The sequence below is a fragment of the Cognaticolwellia mytili genome, assembly GCF_002104475.1.
GTDB classification, from domain to species: Bacteria; Pseudomonadota; Gammaproteobacteria; order Enterobacterales; family Alteromonadaceae; genus Cognaticolwellia; species Cognaticolwellia mytili.
Map to the genome: position 1 here is coordinate 544,758 of NZ_NBOF01000002.1, position 15,208 is coordinate 559,965.

At 40.6% G+C, this 15,208-nt stretch carries 11 protein-coding genes; all 11 read right to left on the reverse strand.

Translation table 11 applies throughout. The features are described from left to right. Positions 1-72: 72 nt before the first annotated feature. Positions 73-1,503: a flagellin gene (locus B7C41_RS07300; RefSeq protein WP_085298138.1), complete on the reverse strand. Its 1,431-nt coding sequence runs from the start codon at positions 1,501-1,503 to the stop codon at positions 73-75. Positions 1,504-1,947: 444 nt separating this feature from the next. Continuing rightward, positions 1,948-3,381 (reverse strand): flagellin, encoded by a 1,434-nt coding sequence (locus B7C41_RS07305; protein ID WP_085298139.1) that lies wholly within the window; start codon positions 3,379-3,381, stop codon positions 1,948-1,950. A 348-nt stretch (positions 3,382-3,729) separates the two neighbouring features. Then, positions 3,730-5,160: a flagellin gene (locus tag B7C41_RS07310; protein ID WP_085298140.1), complete on the reverse strand. Its 1,431-nt coding sequence runs from the start codon at positions 5,158-5,160 to the stop codon at positions 3,730-3,732. 239 nt (positions 5,161-5,399) lie between these two features. Further along, complete coding sequence (gene flgL / locus B7C41_RS07315; RefSeq protein ID WP_085298141.1) at positions 5,400-6,608, reverse strand: flagellar hook-associated protein FlgL; 1,209 nt, start codon at positions 6,606-6,608, stop codon at positions 5,400-5,402. Positions 6,609-6,616: 8 nt separating this feature from the next. Continuing rightward, positions 6,617-8,629, reverse strand: a complete 2,013-nt coding sequence (gene flgK / locus B7C41_RS07320; protein WP_085298142.1) for a flagellar hook-associated protein FlgK — start codon at positions 8,627-8,629, stop codon at positions 6,617-6,619. A gap of 52 nt (positions 8,630-8,681) precedes the next feature. Next, entirely contained in the window at positions 8,682-9,671 is a 990-nt protein-coding gene (gene flgJ, locus B7C41_RS07325; protein WP_085298674.1) for a flagellar assembly peptidoglycan hydrolase FlgJ, read from the reverse strand. Positions 9,672-9,693: 22 nt separating this feature from the next. Further along, positions 9,694-10,791 carry a flagellar basal body P-ring protein FlgI gene (locus tag B7C41_RS07330; protein ID WP_085298143.1) on the reverse strand — a complete coding sequence of 366 codons (1,098 nt, stop codon included), beginning with the start codon at positions 10,789-10,791 and terminating at the stop codon, positions 9,694-9,696. A gap of 7 nt (positions 10,792-10,798) precedes the next feature. Beyond that, the gene (flgH, locus tag B7C41_RS07335; RefSeq protein ID WP_085298144.1) at positions 10,799-11,506 is read right to left on the reverse strand and encodes a flagellar basal body L-ring protein FlgH; all 708 of its coding nucleotides are present in this window, start codon (positions 11,504-11,506) and stop codon (positions 10,799-10,801) included. 16 nt (positions 11,507-11,522) lie between these two features. After that, positions 11,523-12,311 carry a flagellar basal-body rod protein FlgG gene (gene flgG, locus B7C41_RS07340; protein ID WP_085298145.1) on the reverse strand — a complete coding sequence of 263 codons (789 nt, stop codon included), beginning with the start codon at positions 12,309-12,311 and terminating at the stop codon, positions 11,523-11,525. A 22-nt stretch (positions 12,312-12,333) separates the two neighbouring features. Further along, entirely contained in the window at positions 12,334-13,077 is a 744-nt protein-coding gene (gene flgF, locus B7C41_RS07345) for a flagellar basal-body rod protein FlgF (RefSeq protein WP_085298146.1), read from the reverse strand. Positions 13,078-13,492: 415 nt separating this feature from the next. Further along, on the reverse strand, positions 13,493-15,181 hold the full coding sequence (locus tag B7C41_RS07350) for a flagellar hook protein FlgE (RefSeq protein ID WP_085298147.1): 1,689 nt from the start codon (positions 15,179-15,181) through the stop codon (positions 13,493-13,495). Positions 15,182-15,208 lie beyond the last annotated feature (27 nt).

A 15,208-nucleotide genomic window follows, 5' to 3' on the forward strand; every position in this document is an offset into this window, starting at 1 on the left:
CCAGTAGATTAAAAACACAAAAGGGAAGGAATATAATATCCTTCCCTTTTCACCTAAGCTAGCTTGGTTTCCCTAACCAATTAGGCTAAGTGCGGCTTGTGGTAATTGGTTTGATTGCGCCAAGATTGATGTACCTGCTTGTTGCAATATTTGATTTTTAGTCATCATTGCAGTTTCTGATGCAAAATCAGTATCTTGAATTCGACTACGTGAATCAGAAACGTTAGTCTGAACGTTAGACAAGTTACTAATAGTATGTGAAAAGCGGTTTTGCACGGCACCTAAATCAGCACGTTGACTATCAATTTGTGCTAACGCGGCATCTATTGCTTTAATTGCACTTTGTGCGCCATCGGAGTTAACACCAGAAATATCAATCGATTCTATTGATGTTAATTTACTACTTCCGCCTGTTGCAGCAGTTAGCGCAAGTACAATATCAGTAGCAGTTCCAGAAACACCAATTTTATTTGCAGAGCTTAAGTTAAGTTCAGAAGTAACTGTTTGAGTACTTGTAGCACCTACTGTCGCAGTTCCTATCTGAACCGTACCGGTAGTACCTGAAGTATCTGACATGCTGATACCGTCAACACCTTTCGCTTTAAAATTAATTTGACCGTTACCACCATTACCTGATGAATCAAATACAGCATCATAACCATCAGCAACCATATCTTCAGCTAAACGCTCCATGTCGCCACCATAGGTACCTAAGTCATAGCTGTCACTGCCAACTTCAATTAACCCGTTATCTGCAGCCGATAAACTCTTTATTGTTGTGCTAACAGATGCCTCTGCTGTTACGCCTGAGCCCGAGTTGTTAATAGTATCAGCCACTGTTGCCGCACCATCGCCTGCAGCCATTTTAATATCAGTACCATTTAAGCTAAAAGTTGCAGCTAAGTTAAGCGCATTTTGCGCCGTCATAGCTAAATCAACAGTAGAGCCAAAAACAGAGCCTGCCGTTGTATTTGCACCACCAATCTCATGTGCGCCAATAGCATCTGCCGAGGTATCTTTTAATGTAACATTAATGGTTTCATTAGCATTAGCACCAATTTGAAACTGTTTTGTACCAAAGTCTCCATCTAATAATGATGTTGAGCCAAATTTTGTGGTCTCAGCAATACGGGTAAGCTCTTGTTGCAATGCACCCACTTCTTTTTGTAGGGCAGCACGGTCATCCGCACCATTTGAGCCGTTAGCTGATTGCAGAGACAAGTCACGCATACGTTGCAATATCGCTGATGACTCTTGCATCGCACCTTCAGCAGTTTGTGCCATTGAAATACCATCGTTAGCATTACGCTGAGCTACACCTAAACCATTAACCTGAGAGGTTAAACGGTTTGCAATTTGCATACCCGCTGCATCATCTTTTGCGCTATTGATACGCATACCTGATGACAAACGTTCCATTGATGTTTGTAAACCTGAACTTGATTTTGATAAATTACGCTGTGCATTTAGTGATGCTGTATTCGTGATAACTGATAAAGCCATGGTAAACTCCTGATTACAAAATGTAATTGTTTAGTTAGTTATATTAACCAGAAGCCGTTTAATTAACTGATAAACTAAAAATATATTTATCAAAGCAGCTCCGTTCTACACACCTTAACGGCAGCTACAAAATTAACTTTAATTATTTTTAGGGAAAAACTAAAGAATTTAAATATCACCTCTAAATCCTAAATATAAAAACCACACACAAAAGACAAAAACCCTTTAATTTTAATTAACTACAGCCAACCCACATTGATTCTTGTAGTTTAAAAAAACTTTATATCAACACATCAAATTAGAAGGGCTAAAGAAATCATGTATTGCATCGATAAAATTACAACCTACACTATTACAACGGTAATAGGCTCATCCAAGTGGTGTCCTTGTAACACCAGTGAGTGAGCCATTCAGATATACAACCATCTACCCTGAGACTTCTTATTATCCACCCAATAAGCTTATCGCTGCTTGTGGTATCTGGTTCGCTTGAGAGAGAATTGTTGTTCCTGCTTGTTGTAATATTTGGTTTTTGGTCATTACTGCTGTCTCTTTAGCAAAGTCAGTGTCCTGTATACGACTTCGAGACGCAGAAACATTTTCTGAAACATTAGATAAATTGCTAATGGTATGACTAAAACGATTTTGTATAGCCCCTAAGCCAGCACGTTGATTATCAATTTGTGCAAGCGCGGCATCTATTGCTTTAATAGCGCTTTGTGCGCCACTTGAATTAACCCCTGATATATCAAGAGACTCTATTGATGTTAACTGACTACTTCCGCCTGCCGCAGCTGTTACAGCAAGTATTATATCTACGGCTGAACCGGAAACGCCAACCTTATTTGATGAGCTTAAATTCAACTCTGATGTTATTGTTTGGGTGCTATTAGCACCAACAGTTGCACTTCCTATCTGAACCGTGCCCGTAGCACCAGAAGTATCAGTCATACTAATACCATCAACACCTGTCGCTTTAAAGTTAATTTGGCCATTGCCGCTATTGCCCGATGCATCAAATACGGCATCATAACCATCGGCGACCATATCTTCAGCTAAACGATCCATATCGCCACCGTAACTAACGAGGTTATAACTATCATCGCCAATCTCAATAATGCCATTATCAGCAGCAGATAAGTTCTTTATTGTTGTGCTAACAGAAGACTCAGCAGTAACACCTGACCCCGAACTATTAATCTTATTGGCAACAGTAGCTGCACCATCTCCAGCAGCCATTGTAATATCAGTGCCATTCAAACTGAAAGTTGCTGCTAAATTAAGTGCGTTCTGGGCTGTCATAGCTAAATTTGCAGTAGTTCCAAAAACAGCCCCCGCACTTGTATTTGCTCCACTTATTTCATGTGCGCCAATAGCGTCTGCTGATATGTCACTCAATGTCACATTAATGGTTTCGTTGGCATTAGCACCAACCTGAAATTGTTTAGTACCAAAACTACCATCGAGCAACGATGTTGATCCAAATTTGGTAGTTTCAGCAATTCGAGTCAGCTCTTGTTGAAGTGCACCCATTTCTTTTTGTAATGCCGCTCGATCTTCTGCACCATTTGAACCATTAGCTGATTGTAAAGACAAGTCACGCATACGTTGCAAAATAGAGGATGACTCTTGCATTGCACCTTCAGCGGTTTGCGCCATCGATATTCCGTCATTAGCGTTACGCTGAGCAACCGCAAGGCCATTTACCTGCGAAGTTAGCCTATTTGCTATTTGCATACCTGCTGCATCATCTTTTGCGCTATTAATACGCATACCTGATGATAAGCGCGACATTGATGTCGCTAAGCCTTCGCCAGATTTTGATAGATTACGCTGAGCATTCAATGACGCTGTATTGGTAATTACTGATAAAGCCATAATGAACCCCTAATTAATATTATTTAGAAGCCATTAAGATATAAAGCTTCACTTACTATTTAGTTATTCAATAAACGAGCCAACAAAAAAATAAAATAAATAATCAATAAAAACAAAAAGATAAATGTTTAAGAAAGAGTTTTTAGTATGTACTTTATATATGGTTGATTTTTAGTCAAACAATTGACATTAACAGTTGAACTAGGCATTTTAACCAGTTTGAAAAGAAATTAAAAAGGGAAACCACCAAGTATCTTGAGTGATTTCCCTTAAATATATACTTTACTTTTAGCCGTAGCTTTTATTGAATAAAAGCCTTATGTAAGGATAAAAAAACAGAAGTACAAATTAACCCAGTAAACTAACAGCTGCTTGCGGTATTTGATTTGCTTGTGACAATATTGTGGTACCCGCTTGTTGCAATATTTGATTTTTAGTCATCATCGCTGTTTCTGCTGCAAAGTCAGTATCTTGAATTCGACTGCGTGATGCAGAAACATTTTCCGCAACATTGGACAAGTTACTAATAGTATGGGAAAAACGGTTTTGCACGGCACCTAAACTAGCACGCTGATTATCAATTTGAGCCAATGCAGCATCTATTGCCTTAATGGCACTTTGTGCGCCATCTGAATTAACACCTGAGATATCAAGCGACTCTATTGATGTTAATTTACTACTTCCGCCAGCTGCTGCCGTTACAGCAAGTATAATATCTACTGCGGATCCAGAGACACCAATTTTATTTGAAGAGTTTAAATTAAGTTCAGAAGTAACCGTTTGAGTACTTGCAGCGCCAACCGTTGCAGTTCCTATCTGAACCGTACCGGTAGTACCTGAAGTATCTGTCATGCTGATACCATCAACACCTGTCGCTTTAAAATTAATTTGACCGTTACCACCATTACCTGATGAATCAAATACAGCATCATAACCATCAGCAACCATATCTTCAGCTAAACGCTCCATGTCGCCACCATAGGTACCTAAGTCATAGCTGTCACTGCCAACTTCAATTAATCCGTTATCTGCAGCTGATAAACTCTTTATTGTTGTGCTAACAGATGCCTCTGCTGTTACGCCTGAGCCCGAGCCATTAATTTTATCAGCCACTGTTGCCGCACCATCGCCGGCAGCCATGGCAACGTCTGTACCATTTAAGCTAAAAGTTGCAACTAAGTTAAGCGCATTTTGCGCCGTCATAGCTAAATCAACAGTAGAGCCAAAAACAGAGCCTGCCGTTGTATTTGCACCACCAATCTCATGTGCGCCAATAGCATCTGCCGAGGTATCTTTTAATGAAACATTGATGGTTTCATTAGCATTAGCACCAACCTGAAATTGTTTCGTACCAAACGTACCATCTAATAATGAGGTTGCACCAAACTTAGTGGTTTCAGCAATACGGGTAAGCTCTTGTTGTAATGCGCCCATTTCTTTTTGTAGTGCAGCTCTATCTTCTGCGCCATTTGAACCATTAGCTGATTGTAAAGATAAGTCACGCATACGCTGTAAGATAGCTGACGACTCTTGCATCGCACCTTCAGCTGTTTGCGCCATTGAAATACCATCATTGGCATTTCGCTGTGCTACACCTAAACCATTAACCTGAGAGGTTAAACGGTTAGCAATTTGCATACCTGCAGCATCATCTTTAGCGCTATTGATACGCATACCTGATGACAAACGCGACATTGACGTTGCTAGGCCTTCGCCAGATTTTGATAAATTACGTTGGGCATTCAATGATGCCGTGTTAGTTACTACTGATAAGGCCATGATAGACTCCTGGTAATTAAATTATTCTTGCATTAGTTTTGTTTATTTACTGATTAATCAGTAAATTGTTCAAACCCACTTATACCTATTTGCTAAAACAACTTGTGCAATGTATTTGGGCTTCACTGGCCTTAACAGCCATATTAGGTAGATAAAGGTTTCACACCTAAAACTGCCAACTTTATGTTTATCTATATTGATAAAGCAAAACTTGTACCAACATAAAAAACTAAATAGGATTATCGAATATAGTTAAGTAACGACAAGCCTTGTACTTGAGTAAATGTCTGCTGGGCTGCTTGTAGCGCTATTTTCGACTGCTCAAAAGTTGATATCGCTTTAGCAAAATCTAAGTCTTCAATCGCGGAACGACTTGAGGTTAAGTGCAATTCAGTATCTAGATGATTATTTTTTTGACCGTCAATAACTTGTAAGTTAATGCCTGATTGCGCTCTACGAGAGGTTAAATGGTTCATTGAGTCATTTAATTGTTCTAATACATGGTTGTAATCAACTTGAACTTGCGGGTCTTCTCCGCGTACATCTTTAGTATTGATCCAGTCAATTGCCGATTTTATCGTTTCAAAAACACTAACGTCTTGATCAGGTTTTAACACAACTTCATCACCCGGCAATGGATTGCCGCTTAACGTTATCTCTATGCCAGGAATGGCAACAATAGGTTGCCCTGGTACGTAGCCTGCAACAGTTGTCACATTGGCTGCACCATCGGTAATAGTAAAGTCCGTTTCCGTCGTAAAGTTAATAGTGAAATTAGGTGGCGTAGTAGCACTATCATATAAACTAGGATTGGCTATTGTTGCACTGGTAACTTGAATGCCTGAGGTGTTCGTATTATATGTTGCTGAAAAATCACCAACAGCATTAGGTACTTTTTGAAAAACTTGTTCACCACTTTGATTGGTGACAACAGAAACGTTTTTAGCTATTTGCAGTTCTCTTGTACCGTTATCGCCGCGATAATTCACGACATTATCAGCTTGTAGCACAAATGGCGCATCATCAATTTTATAACCAGAAAACACATAGCCACCGGTTTCATTTTGTGAATTGGCAATATCAAGTATTTGCTGCAAGTTTTGGTTTGCTTGGGCGGCAATAGAGGCTAAATCATCAGCAGAACGAGAACCACTGTTGGCCTGTAGCATCAAACTCTTGAGTTCGTCCATGATACCCTCAGCATTTTTTAATGAAGTATCAATTAAACCGTTGTGATTTTGTGCTTGAATGATATTTCGTTTGTACTTTTCAATACTAGCAAGATCATCCTTATAGCCCGATAATGTTCCATAGGCAACGGCATCATCTTTTGCTGTCATCACTCGTTTTCCGCTAGAAATATAGCTGACTTGTTCGTTAACACCGGCCTGCTGATTAGACATTTGCAAACCATTTTGGTTATAAAATTGGGTTGTAGAAACGCGCATGCTAACTCCTATCTAGCGACCGATAACAAAGTATCGAAAATGGTATTGGCCACAGAAATTATCTGAGACGATGCTTGGTATGCTTGTTGAAACTTCAGCATATTGGCGGCTTCTTCATCAAGATTAACCCCTGATGTAGATTGATTACGATTAAACGCTTGAGTAAATAGTGCTTGTGCCGTGCTAGCAACAAGCTCTGCAGAGCTTGCATTCGAGCCTACTTCGGAAGTCGCGGTTGCCAATGCTTGGCTAAAATTTTGCTTGCCTCCGCCAATAACTTGCTGTTCTTGAGTCGCAGCTAGTAATGTTGCATTACTAGCATTACCAGATGCAAAAGCGTCAGAGATAGTAAATTTTTCACGTGCTAACGTACCTTGCCCTGTCGGCAAACCTCCCACTTTTATTTGAAACGCAGGTGGCGTTGCCGCGGGCGGCATATCTATTGTTGCGGATGCACCAGCGGCAAAGCTGCCATTAGCTAGTGTTGGTGCTGGCGGTGGATTAGCAGCATCATACACACGATAGTCAAAAATGCCTGGAGTTAGAGGGTTCTCATAAACATCAACTGTTAAGTTTGCATTGGTGACATCCGTATAAGATCTGGCTAGCTCTGGATCAGTTACATTCACAATACTTACGGAGCCACTACTAACATTATTATCATCAGCCTCAACTTCAATAGCAGAACTTGCAGCAATGTTTTTGGGATCTGTAAGCTCTACCTTCATTAAAGCCGCGCTATTTTCTGTTGGACGAATAGTAAAGCTATCTTCAGCAACGGGCGTACCCACATTCACTTTAAAATCAAAACCGTAATTTGTTGGGTAAATCCCTGACAATGGAGGTGCAGCAACAAGTGTCGTCTTTTCACCATTAAGCTCATTAGTCATAATAAAATCAGTGCCATTATGTTTAATGGTAAATTCATTTGATGGCACTAAGGAAACATCATTAATAGTGACGCTGGTTTGCAGACCCGGTGAGTTTTTTGATGACGGTAGTGATCGAGCACTTTCTAACGCTGGCGTATTAATATCTGTAAAAATATTTCGCCCTTGCTTTTCGTTTAAATCTAATCCTTGTGATTGTGCTTGATTCAATGTTTGTGAAATGGCCATGGCTAAACGATCTAAATCACTGCGGGCTTTCGTCACATGCTCATCACGAAATTCAAATTTGGCCGCTAACGCCCCACCAACTTTTGATCCTTCTAATGCCACCGTACTCGCAGGGCCAACTAATCTTAATTTGGTTTGCATAGGATCAGGGTCTCCTGATACCACACCAACCGTTAATGCGGTGATGCCGGCAACCAGTGTCGCGCCATTACCGATCATGACGGTCATCACACCATTACTGTCTTGAATCGTATTTACTGAGGTATACTCGCCAAGCTCTGTCACAAGTTGATCGCGCTTGTCCAATAAGTCGTTTGGCTGGCCAGTTAAGTTTGTACCTCTAGTTTGTAATATTTCTTCATTCATTTTTGCCAATTCACGAGAGATTTGTGAAATTTTGTCGGCAATTTTTTCAATCTCTCCGTTGGTCGATTTTTCAATTTGATCTAAACTGTTGCTGATTTTACTAAAATTATTCGATAACACTCCTGCCTGACTTATCGCAATATTACGCAAGCCAATATCATCAGGTTTGTCAGCAATACCATTCATCGCTTGATAAAAATTATCGACGGAAGCTCCAATGGCTTTACCAGATAATGACATGGTTTGGTTTAATTGATTGAGATCTAAATTAATTGAGGCTGCACCACCTAAATTACTTTTATTAAGTAGTTGTTCTTTATAGGAGAATTGATCATAGATACGGGTGATGTCTTGAACATAAGTCCCTGAACCAACATAGTTTCCACCGTTATAATTACCAACAGCAGCATTTTGTTCGGCGCGCTGACGGGTATAACCCTCTGTGTTGACGTTGGCAATGTTATGCCCTGTAGTTCCCAAGTGTTGTTGCGACGACAATAAGCCACTAACACCAGTTTGATACAGATTAATCGACATGACCTAAACTCCTACAGTAACCCTAATTTCAACAGTGAAATTATCGGTAAAGCTATTTATTTACTAAGCTCGTTACTGTCCGAAGCGTCGCCATTATCTTTTTGGCGTAATTAGGATCGGTTGCATAACCAGCTCCTTGTAGGTTATGCAGAAATTGTTCCACATTTTCAGCTTTTTCTAATGCGCCTTGATAACGTTCACTTTTGGTTAATAAATCAAGGTAATCATTAACACTTTCACCGATAGAGTCGTAGACTCTAAATGGTTCACGTTTTTTCACCATCGCACCATTTTCAAACTCTAACGTTTCTTTATGCGTTTTCTCGCCAGCCCAGCGCCTGTCGGCTTTAATGTTGAATAAATTGTTTGAACTTTCACCTGAATCGGTTTTTATAATCTTCTGGCCCCAGCCAGTTTCTAATGCAGCTTGTGCGATAACAACTTCAAAAGGTACATTAATTTTATCTTGCACACGCTTGGCATCTGCAGATAAAGCGCTAACAAAATCTTTTGGCTGATCAAAAGCAGGCGTTTGTAATAAACTTGCCATTTGTGCTGCTGCAGAGCCATTTGTTTGACGATCCTGTTTAGGATCTTGTTGTGCTGTCGGATCATTGACGAGAGTAGTATTGCTTAATAAAGCAGATTGCGTGATTCGAACACTGCCGCGGCTATCAAGGTTACCGTCTGAGCGTAAAATACTTTGAGGTGTAAAGTTTTCATCGCCGCCAAGTTGACGAACAATCAATTCAGAAAGGCCCAATGAACCATTATTCGACATTTCAAGCGACATTTGTTGGTCGTGCATATCTCGATAAAATTTGGTAGATTCAGAGTTAAATGGACTATCTGAGGCCAGCACATCTTGAGCTTTTCGCATGCTTTTCATCAGCATTTGCATAAAAATCGATTCAAATTGTTTAGCAGCCTGATCTAGCGCCGCTGCTTGGCTGGCTTTATCACCCGACTTCGCATCTCGGCGAATTGAGCTTAAGCCATTAACATCTAAAAAGTTTTGTGCGTCAGCAATTCGTGTAGTCATAGTTAAGCCCAACGTTTGATCATTAAATAATGATCAAATCTCCTCGTAGTGCACCCGCTTGATCTAATGCTTCTAATATTGCCATCACATCACCAGGGCCTGCGCCAACTTGGTTAATAGCACGTACTAAAGCATCGAGCGTAATACCGGGATTAAAAACAAACATTCTAGAATCATCTTGCTTAACATCGATAATGGATTGATTTGTTGCCACAGTTTCGCCTTCAGAAAAGGCATTAGGTTGAGAAACATTTTCTATCTCATTGATGGTAACCGTTATTCCACCATGAGTAATAGCCGCAGGCAGTAAGCGCACATCCGCACCAATAACAATGGTGCCAGTGCGTGAGTTAACAATAATTTTTGCTGAAGGCGAACCCGGTTCAAATTCTAAATTTTCTAATGTTGCTAAAAAACTCACTCGATCGGCCGCATCTCTTGGCGCGGTGACTTTTACCGAAGCAGCATCAACTGCTCGTGCAGAGCCAGCAATTAAGTTATTAATGGTGTCAGATAAACGTTTAGCGGTAGTAAAATCAGCATTATGTAGATTAAAGGTAATAAAATCACCAGAGGCAAACGGCGAAAGTACTTCACGTTCAACCATAGCACCATTAGCAATACGGCCAACGGTCGGTGTATTAGCAATAACCTTAGAGCCGTCGAGTCCTTCAGCCCCTAAACCACTAACCACTAAGCTACCTTGTCCTACCGCGTAGGCATTACCATCAAGCCCCATTAGTATGGTTTGTAATAATGTGCCGCCACGTAAACTTTGCGCACTGCCCATCGAAGATACAGTAATATCAATTTTTTGCCCTGGCTTAGCAAACGCAGGTAATTCGGCGTGTACCGCAACAGCAGCAACGTTTTTAATTTTTGGCTTTAGGTTGCTCGGCATGGTAATACCAAAGTTACTGAGCATAGTTTTAAAGCTTTGCTCAGTAAATGGACTTTGCTCACCCGTGCCGGGTAAACCAACTACTAAACCATAACCGATTAGTTGGTTACTGCGTACACCCGCAACATCAGCTAAATCTTTTATCCGCTGGGCTATAGCTTGATTAGCAAATACCAATAGACTCAATAATAGAACGCTAAATAGACTTTTTTTCATCATATTTCCCCTACAGAGGCCACCATGAACTACTGAAGAAGGCCGATAACCAGCCCTGCTCTTGAACGTCAGCAAAGGCACCTGTACCAGCATATTGAATGCGAGCATTAGCAACTTTACTTGAGGTAACTGTATTGTTTGAGTTGATATCTTGCGGACGAATAATACCGGTCAAACGAATATATTCATCGCCATTATTAAGTGACATCCATTTTTCGCCACGGATCATCAAATTGCCATTTGGCAAAACTCTTAGTACATGAACGGAAATATTACCCGACAAACTATTACCTTGATTGGCTTTTGAGTCTCCTTTAAAGTCAGACTCTTGGTCATAGCCAAATTGGATAGCATTACCCTTAAAGTTCAGAGCTTTACCACCAAACCCTGTGATCGGATTCAATGTTGCACTGTTTTCTTTTTTAATTTCGGTCTTTGCATTTTTTTGTGCTTGTGTACTTTCGCTTAGTATCACTGAAATGATATCGCCAACACGGTGAGCTTTAGAGTCTGAATAAATATTGTTAACGTAATTCAATTTAAAAAGTGAACCAGTAGGTACTAAGGGCTCATCTTCCATTTCAGGTAATATTGGCGCAAAATCTGGGTCATCTGGTAATGTTTTAGCTTGATCAGTACTGGCACAGCCACTTACTAACAGCACAACAGTGCTTATCATTAATAATGTCGACTTTAGCGATCTATTTACGATTCTCATATTAGCCCCTTAAACCTTATAATTGCTGATTGATGTAACTCAGCATTTCATCGACTGCCGAAATAACTTTTGAGTTCATTTCATAAACTCGCTGACTTTCAATCAGGTTAACTAGTTCTTCGGTAGTATTTACATTCGACGTTTCTAACGCGCCTTGCACAATCATACCGTAGCCTTCTAAGCCAGGGGTTCCTTGCTGTGGTGTACCACTAACTGCCGTTTCAACATATAAGTTTTGACCAATAGGCTCTAGCCCCGTTGGATTAACAAAATTAGCGGTATTGATTTGACCAACCACCGAAGGCTCAGCTTGCCCTTGTAAAGTCACTGAAACTTCACCATCTTGTGAAACGATAATACTCAGGGCGTCTTCAGGAACGGTTATTTGCGGCTGTAATAAATATCCTGCCCCTGGCGTTACAATATTACCTTCTTCATCCATGGTAAATTGGCCATTGCGAGAATAAGCCGAAGAACCATCAGGCATCAGTATTTCAAACATGCCTTCACCTTGAATCATTAAATCCAAGGCATTATCGGTATTTAACATATCACCTTGGGTATGAATTTTTTGTGTCGCGACTACTTTAGTACCTGCACCTAACATTAAACCTGAAGGCATTTCGGTGTCTTGCGCTGAGCGGCCTCCCGGTTGATTAATCGTTTGGTAAAGTAAATCTTCAAAAACAGCACGACTTTTTTTAAAGCCTACAGTACTAGCATTCGCTAAGTTATTAGAAATAACCGCGATCTCTTTTGTTTGTGCATCTAAGCCTGTTTTACTGATCCATAATGCTGGGTTCATACATCACCTCGAAATAATTTATTTAAAATGCGCGTAATAATGAAGATGCACTTGCGTCAACTTCTTCCGCGGTTTTCATCATTTTTAACTGCATTTCAAACTGACGTTGCAGTGCGATCATATCGGTCATTTCACCAATAGGATTTACGTTACTTGATTCTATTGTGCCACTGCCCACTCTTACCGTGATATCAGCCGGCTCAATGTTGCCATCTTTACGGCGAAATAAACCATCGTTACCTTTTTCCATAAAACGATTATCAGGGTTGATCAGTTTAATACGTCCGACTTCTTCTTGAACTGAACTAGGCGCACCTTCAGGCTGAACCATAATCGTACCATCTGCCGAAATATCGATATTCTTCACCGGTAGAGGCAAGAAAATTGGTCCATTTTCACCAATAACCAAGTCACCACCCGAGGTTTCTAAAGCGCCATTTTCACTTAATTTGAATTGGCCATTTCGGGTATATGCTTCACTGCCATCTTTAGTTTGAACCGCTAGCCAACCTTGCCCTTGAATAGCCACATCGAGATCACGTCCAGTAGTGAGCAAAGCGCCACTGTCAAAGTTTTGGCCTGCTCTTTCGGTCATAGAAAACACACGAGTGGGTAAACCTTCACCGAACGCTTGCATTGACCTGGCGTTAGCTAAGTCAGCTTTAAAGCCAGTTGTTTTAGCATTGGCAAGGTTATTGGCAGTTACTGATAAGGCGTGCATATTTTGTTTTGCACCACTCATAGCGATGTACAGCATCTTATCCATAATAAATTCCACTCAATATGATTTCTAATTGATTAGAACAATGCAATTAAAATGCCAAGCTATTAATAGAGTTTGTTAAAGAGATGTTTGGTAGGTAGATGAATAGGTAAAGTAATATTAATCTCACGCAGAGATATACTGGTGCTTACATTGATGAAAAAATTTAAAGCTATGTAGAAGCAATGATAGCAATAGCTCGAATGGATCATAGCGGTCATATTATTCAGGTGGGTTCAAACAAGTAATTTAATCTGTAATACCAATTGAAATAAATAATCGCTCATTCTAAAGTGGCCTAATAAAGCTAGTCACGCTGATTAAAAAACATCGCCATTCCTTGCCGTTCATCCTAAACATAAAAACCAGGTAATAATAAATATTTACCTGGTTTTTATGAACGTAATTATTTAGATAATTATCGGATTTGCAATATTGTTTGGTTCAATTGGTTATCAACTTCTAGTGCTCGCGAGTTCGCTTGGAAATTTCGTTGCGCTGAAATTAAGTCAATCAACTCGGTAGTCAAGTTAACATTTGATTGTTCAAGTGCTGATGAATTTATACTACCAAAAGTTCCTGAGCCAGCTTCGCCCGCTAATGCACTGCCTGAAGTGATACTTTCTTTCCAACCAGTACCACCAACCTGCGCAAGGCCCTGCTCGTTAGCAAAGTTAACCAGTGCTATTCGCGCTAGTGGTGATGACGTACCATTACTGTAGGTCGCACGCACTAGACCATCAATACCGATATCAAGACCGGTTAATCGACCAACCGCTAAACCATCTTGCTCTAAAGCTGTTACTTCAAAGTTAGAAGCGAATTGCGTTGGCTCATTGGGATTAGGTCCTGACGGGTCTAAATTGAAATCAATTATTATGTTTTGCGTAGGATCCGCGCCATTAGGCAAGTGATCTGTAAAGGCTACCGTTCTAATCCCGCCATTGGCCAATGTCGGTGATTGACTGATAAAGTCGCCTGAAGAATTATAGGTAAGTCTTGCACCTTTAACACCACCAGCACCAGCTAACGGACCCGATACCGCGCCCCCTTCTGGTGTTGTTTTTGCTATAGCTTCAGCTCCGATCGTTACCGCGGCAGCCAAAGCTGTCTCTGATACCGTATTCGCAGCACTAGCAGCATCTCTTGTAACTATTGCAGCGTCTCTCGTTGCTATAACTGCTGCCAATGTTGCCGTCTCTGCAGCCGTTGGAGCTACTATTGCATCATATGTAACTTGCGCTGCAACGGCCGCGGCCTCTGCAGTGCCTAAAGCCCCCTGTGCGGTATTTAATGCGGTTTGTGTCGTCACTAATGTAGCTTGAGCAGCAGTTACATTAGCTTTAGCCGTAACAACAGCGGCATCAGCAGCGGCTTGAATCGTTGGATCATCAGCTAAATCAATGACTTTACCATCAACGGCGGCAAACATCATCCACTGGTTGGGAGCGACTTCTGGATTATCTTTAACAAAAAAGTAAGTCATGATATGACTTTGACCCAGAGAATCAAAAACAGTCACTGAGGTTGAATGGTTAAAGCTTAATGGATCTTCTGGATCAAAGTTACCAGGAGCATCGGCAATATATGATGCGCCAGCCGGCAAGTTCATGCGAATATCAACTTCTGACGATTGCTTTGGCGCACCTGACTCGGTTGGAATTCGAATCGGCTTTGCCGTACTTAAACTTACAGAGGCTGATGTACCATCGGCATTGGTAGGAAAACCTAATAAATGTCCTCCAGATGAATTTACAATAAAGTTTTCCTGATTGAGCTGAAACTGACCCGCACGAGTATAGGTTTTTTCTAAACTGTCGATCTCCGGAACGGTGGCAAAAAAACCATTACCAGTAATAGCTAAATCTAAAGAGTTATTAGTAAATTGAATACTACCTTGCGAAAACTGTTGCGCAACAACAGATGTTAAAACACCGTCGCCGACTTTAGTTTTATTCGACGATAAAAGAGAAGCAGCATAAACGTCAACAAATTCTGCGCGTGATTCCTTAAAACCTGCAGTGTTAACGTTTGCAATGTTGTTGGATGTTACATCCAAGTCTTTTTGAGCAGCGTTTAATCCGCTTAATGCGATATTAAATGACATAAATTCACCTCGTAAAAAATTCTGTTA

Bases quoted from the DNA above. Each gene is read 5' to 3' on its own strand.
- B7C41_RS07300 (WP_085298138.1), bottom strand. From the start codon at position 1,503: ATGGCTTTATCAGTTATCACGAATACAGCATCACTAAATGCACAGCGT.
- B7C41_RS07305 (WP_085298139.1), bottom strand. From the start codon at position 3,381: ATGGCTTTATCAGTAATTACCAATACAGCGTCATTGAATGCTCAGCGT.
- B7C41_RS07310 (WP_085298140.1), bottom strand. From the start codon at position 5,160: ATGGCCTTATCAGTAGTAACTAACACGGCATCATTGAATGCCCAACGT.
- flgL (WP_085298141.1), bottom strand. From the start codon at position 6,608: ATGCGCGTTTCTACAACCCAATTTTATAACCAAAATGGTTTGCAAATG.
- flgK (WP_085298142.1), bottom strand. From the start codon at position 8,629: ATGTCGATTAATCTGTATCAAACTGGTGTTAGTGGCTTATTGTCGTCG.
- flgJ (WP_085298674.1), bottom strand. From the start codon at position 9,671: ATGACTACACGAATTGCTGACGCACAAAACTTTTTAGATGTTAATGGC.
- B7C41_RS07330 (WP_085298143.1), bottom strand. From the start codon at position 10,791: ATGATGAAAAAAAGTCTATTTAGCGTTCTATTATTGAGTCTATTGGTA.
- flgH (WP_085298144.1), bottom strand. From the start codon at position 11,506: ATGAGAATCGTAAATAGATCGCTAAAGTCGACATTATTAATGATAAGC.
- flgG (WP_085298145.1), bottom strand. From the start codon at position 12,311: ATGAACCCAGCATTATGGATCAGTAAAACAGGCTTAGATGCACAAACA.
- flgF (WP_085298146.1), bottom strand. From the start codon at position 13,077: ATGGATAAGATGCTGTACATCGCTATGAGTGGTGCAAAACAAAATATG.
- B7C41_RS07350 (WP_085298147.1), bottom strand. From the start codon at position 15,181: ATGTCATTTAATATCGCATTAAGCGGATTAAACGCTGCTCAAAAAGAC.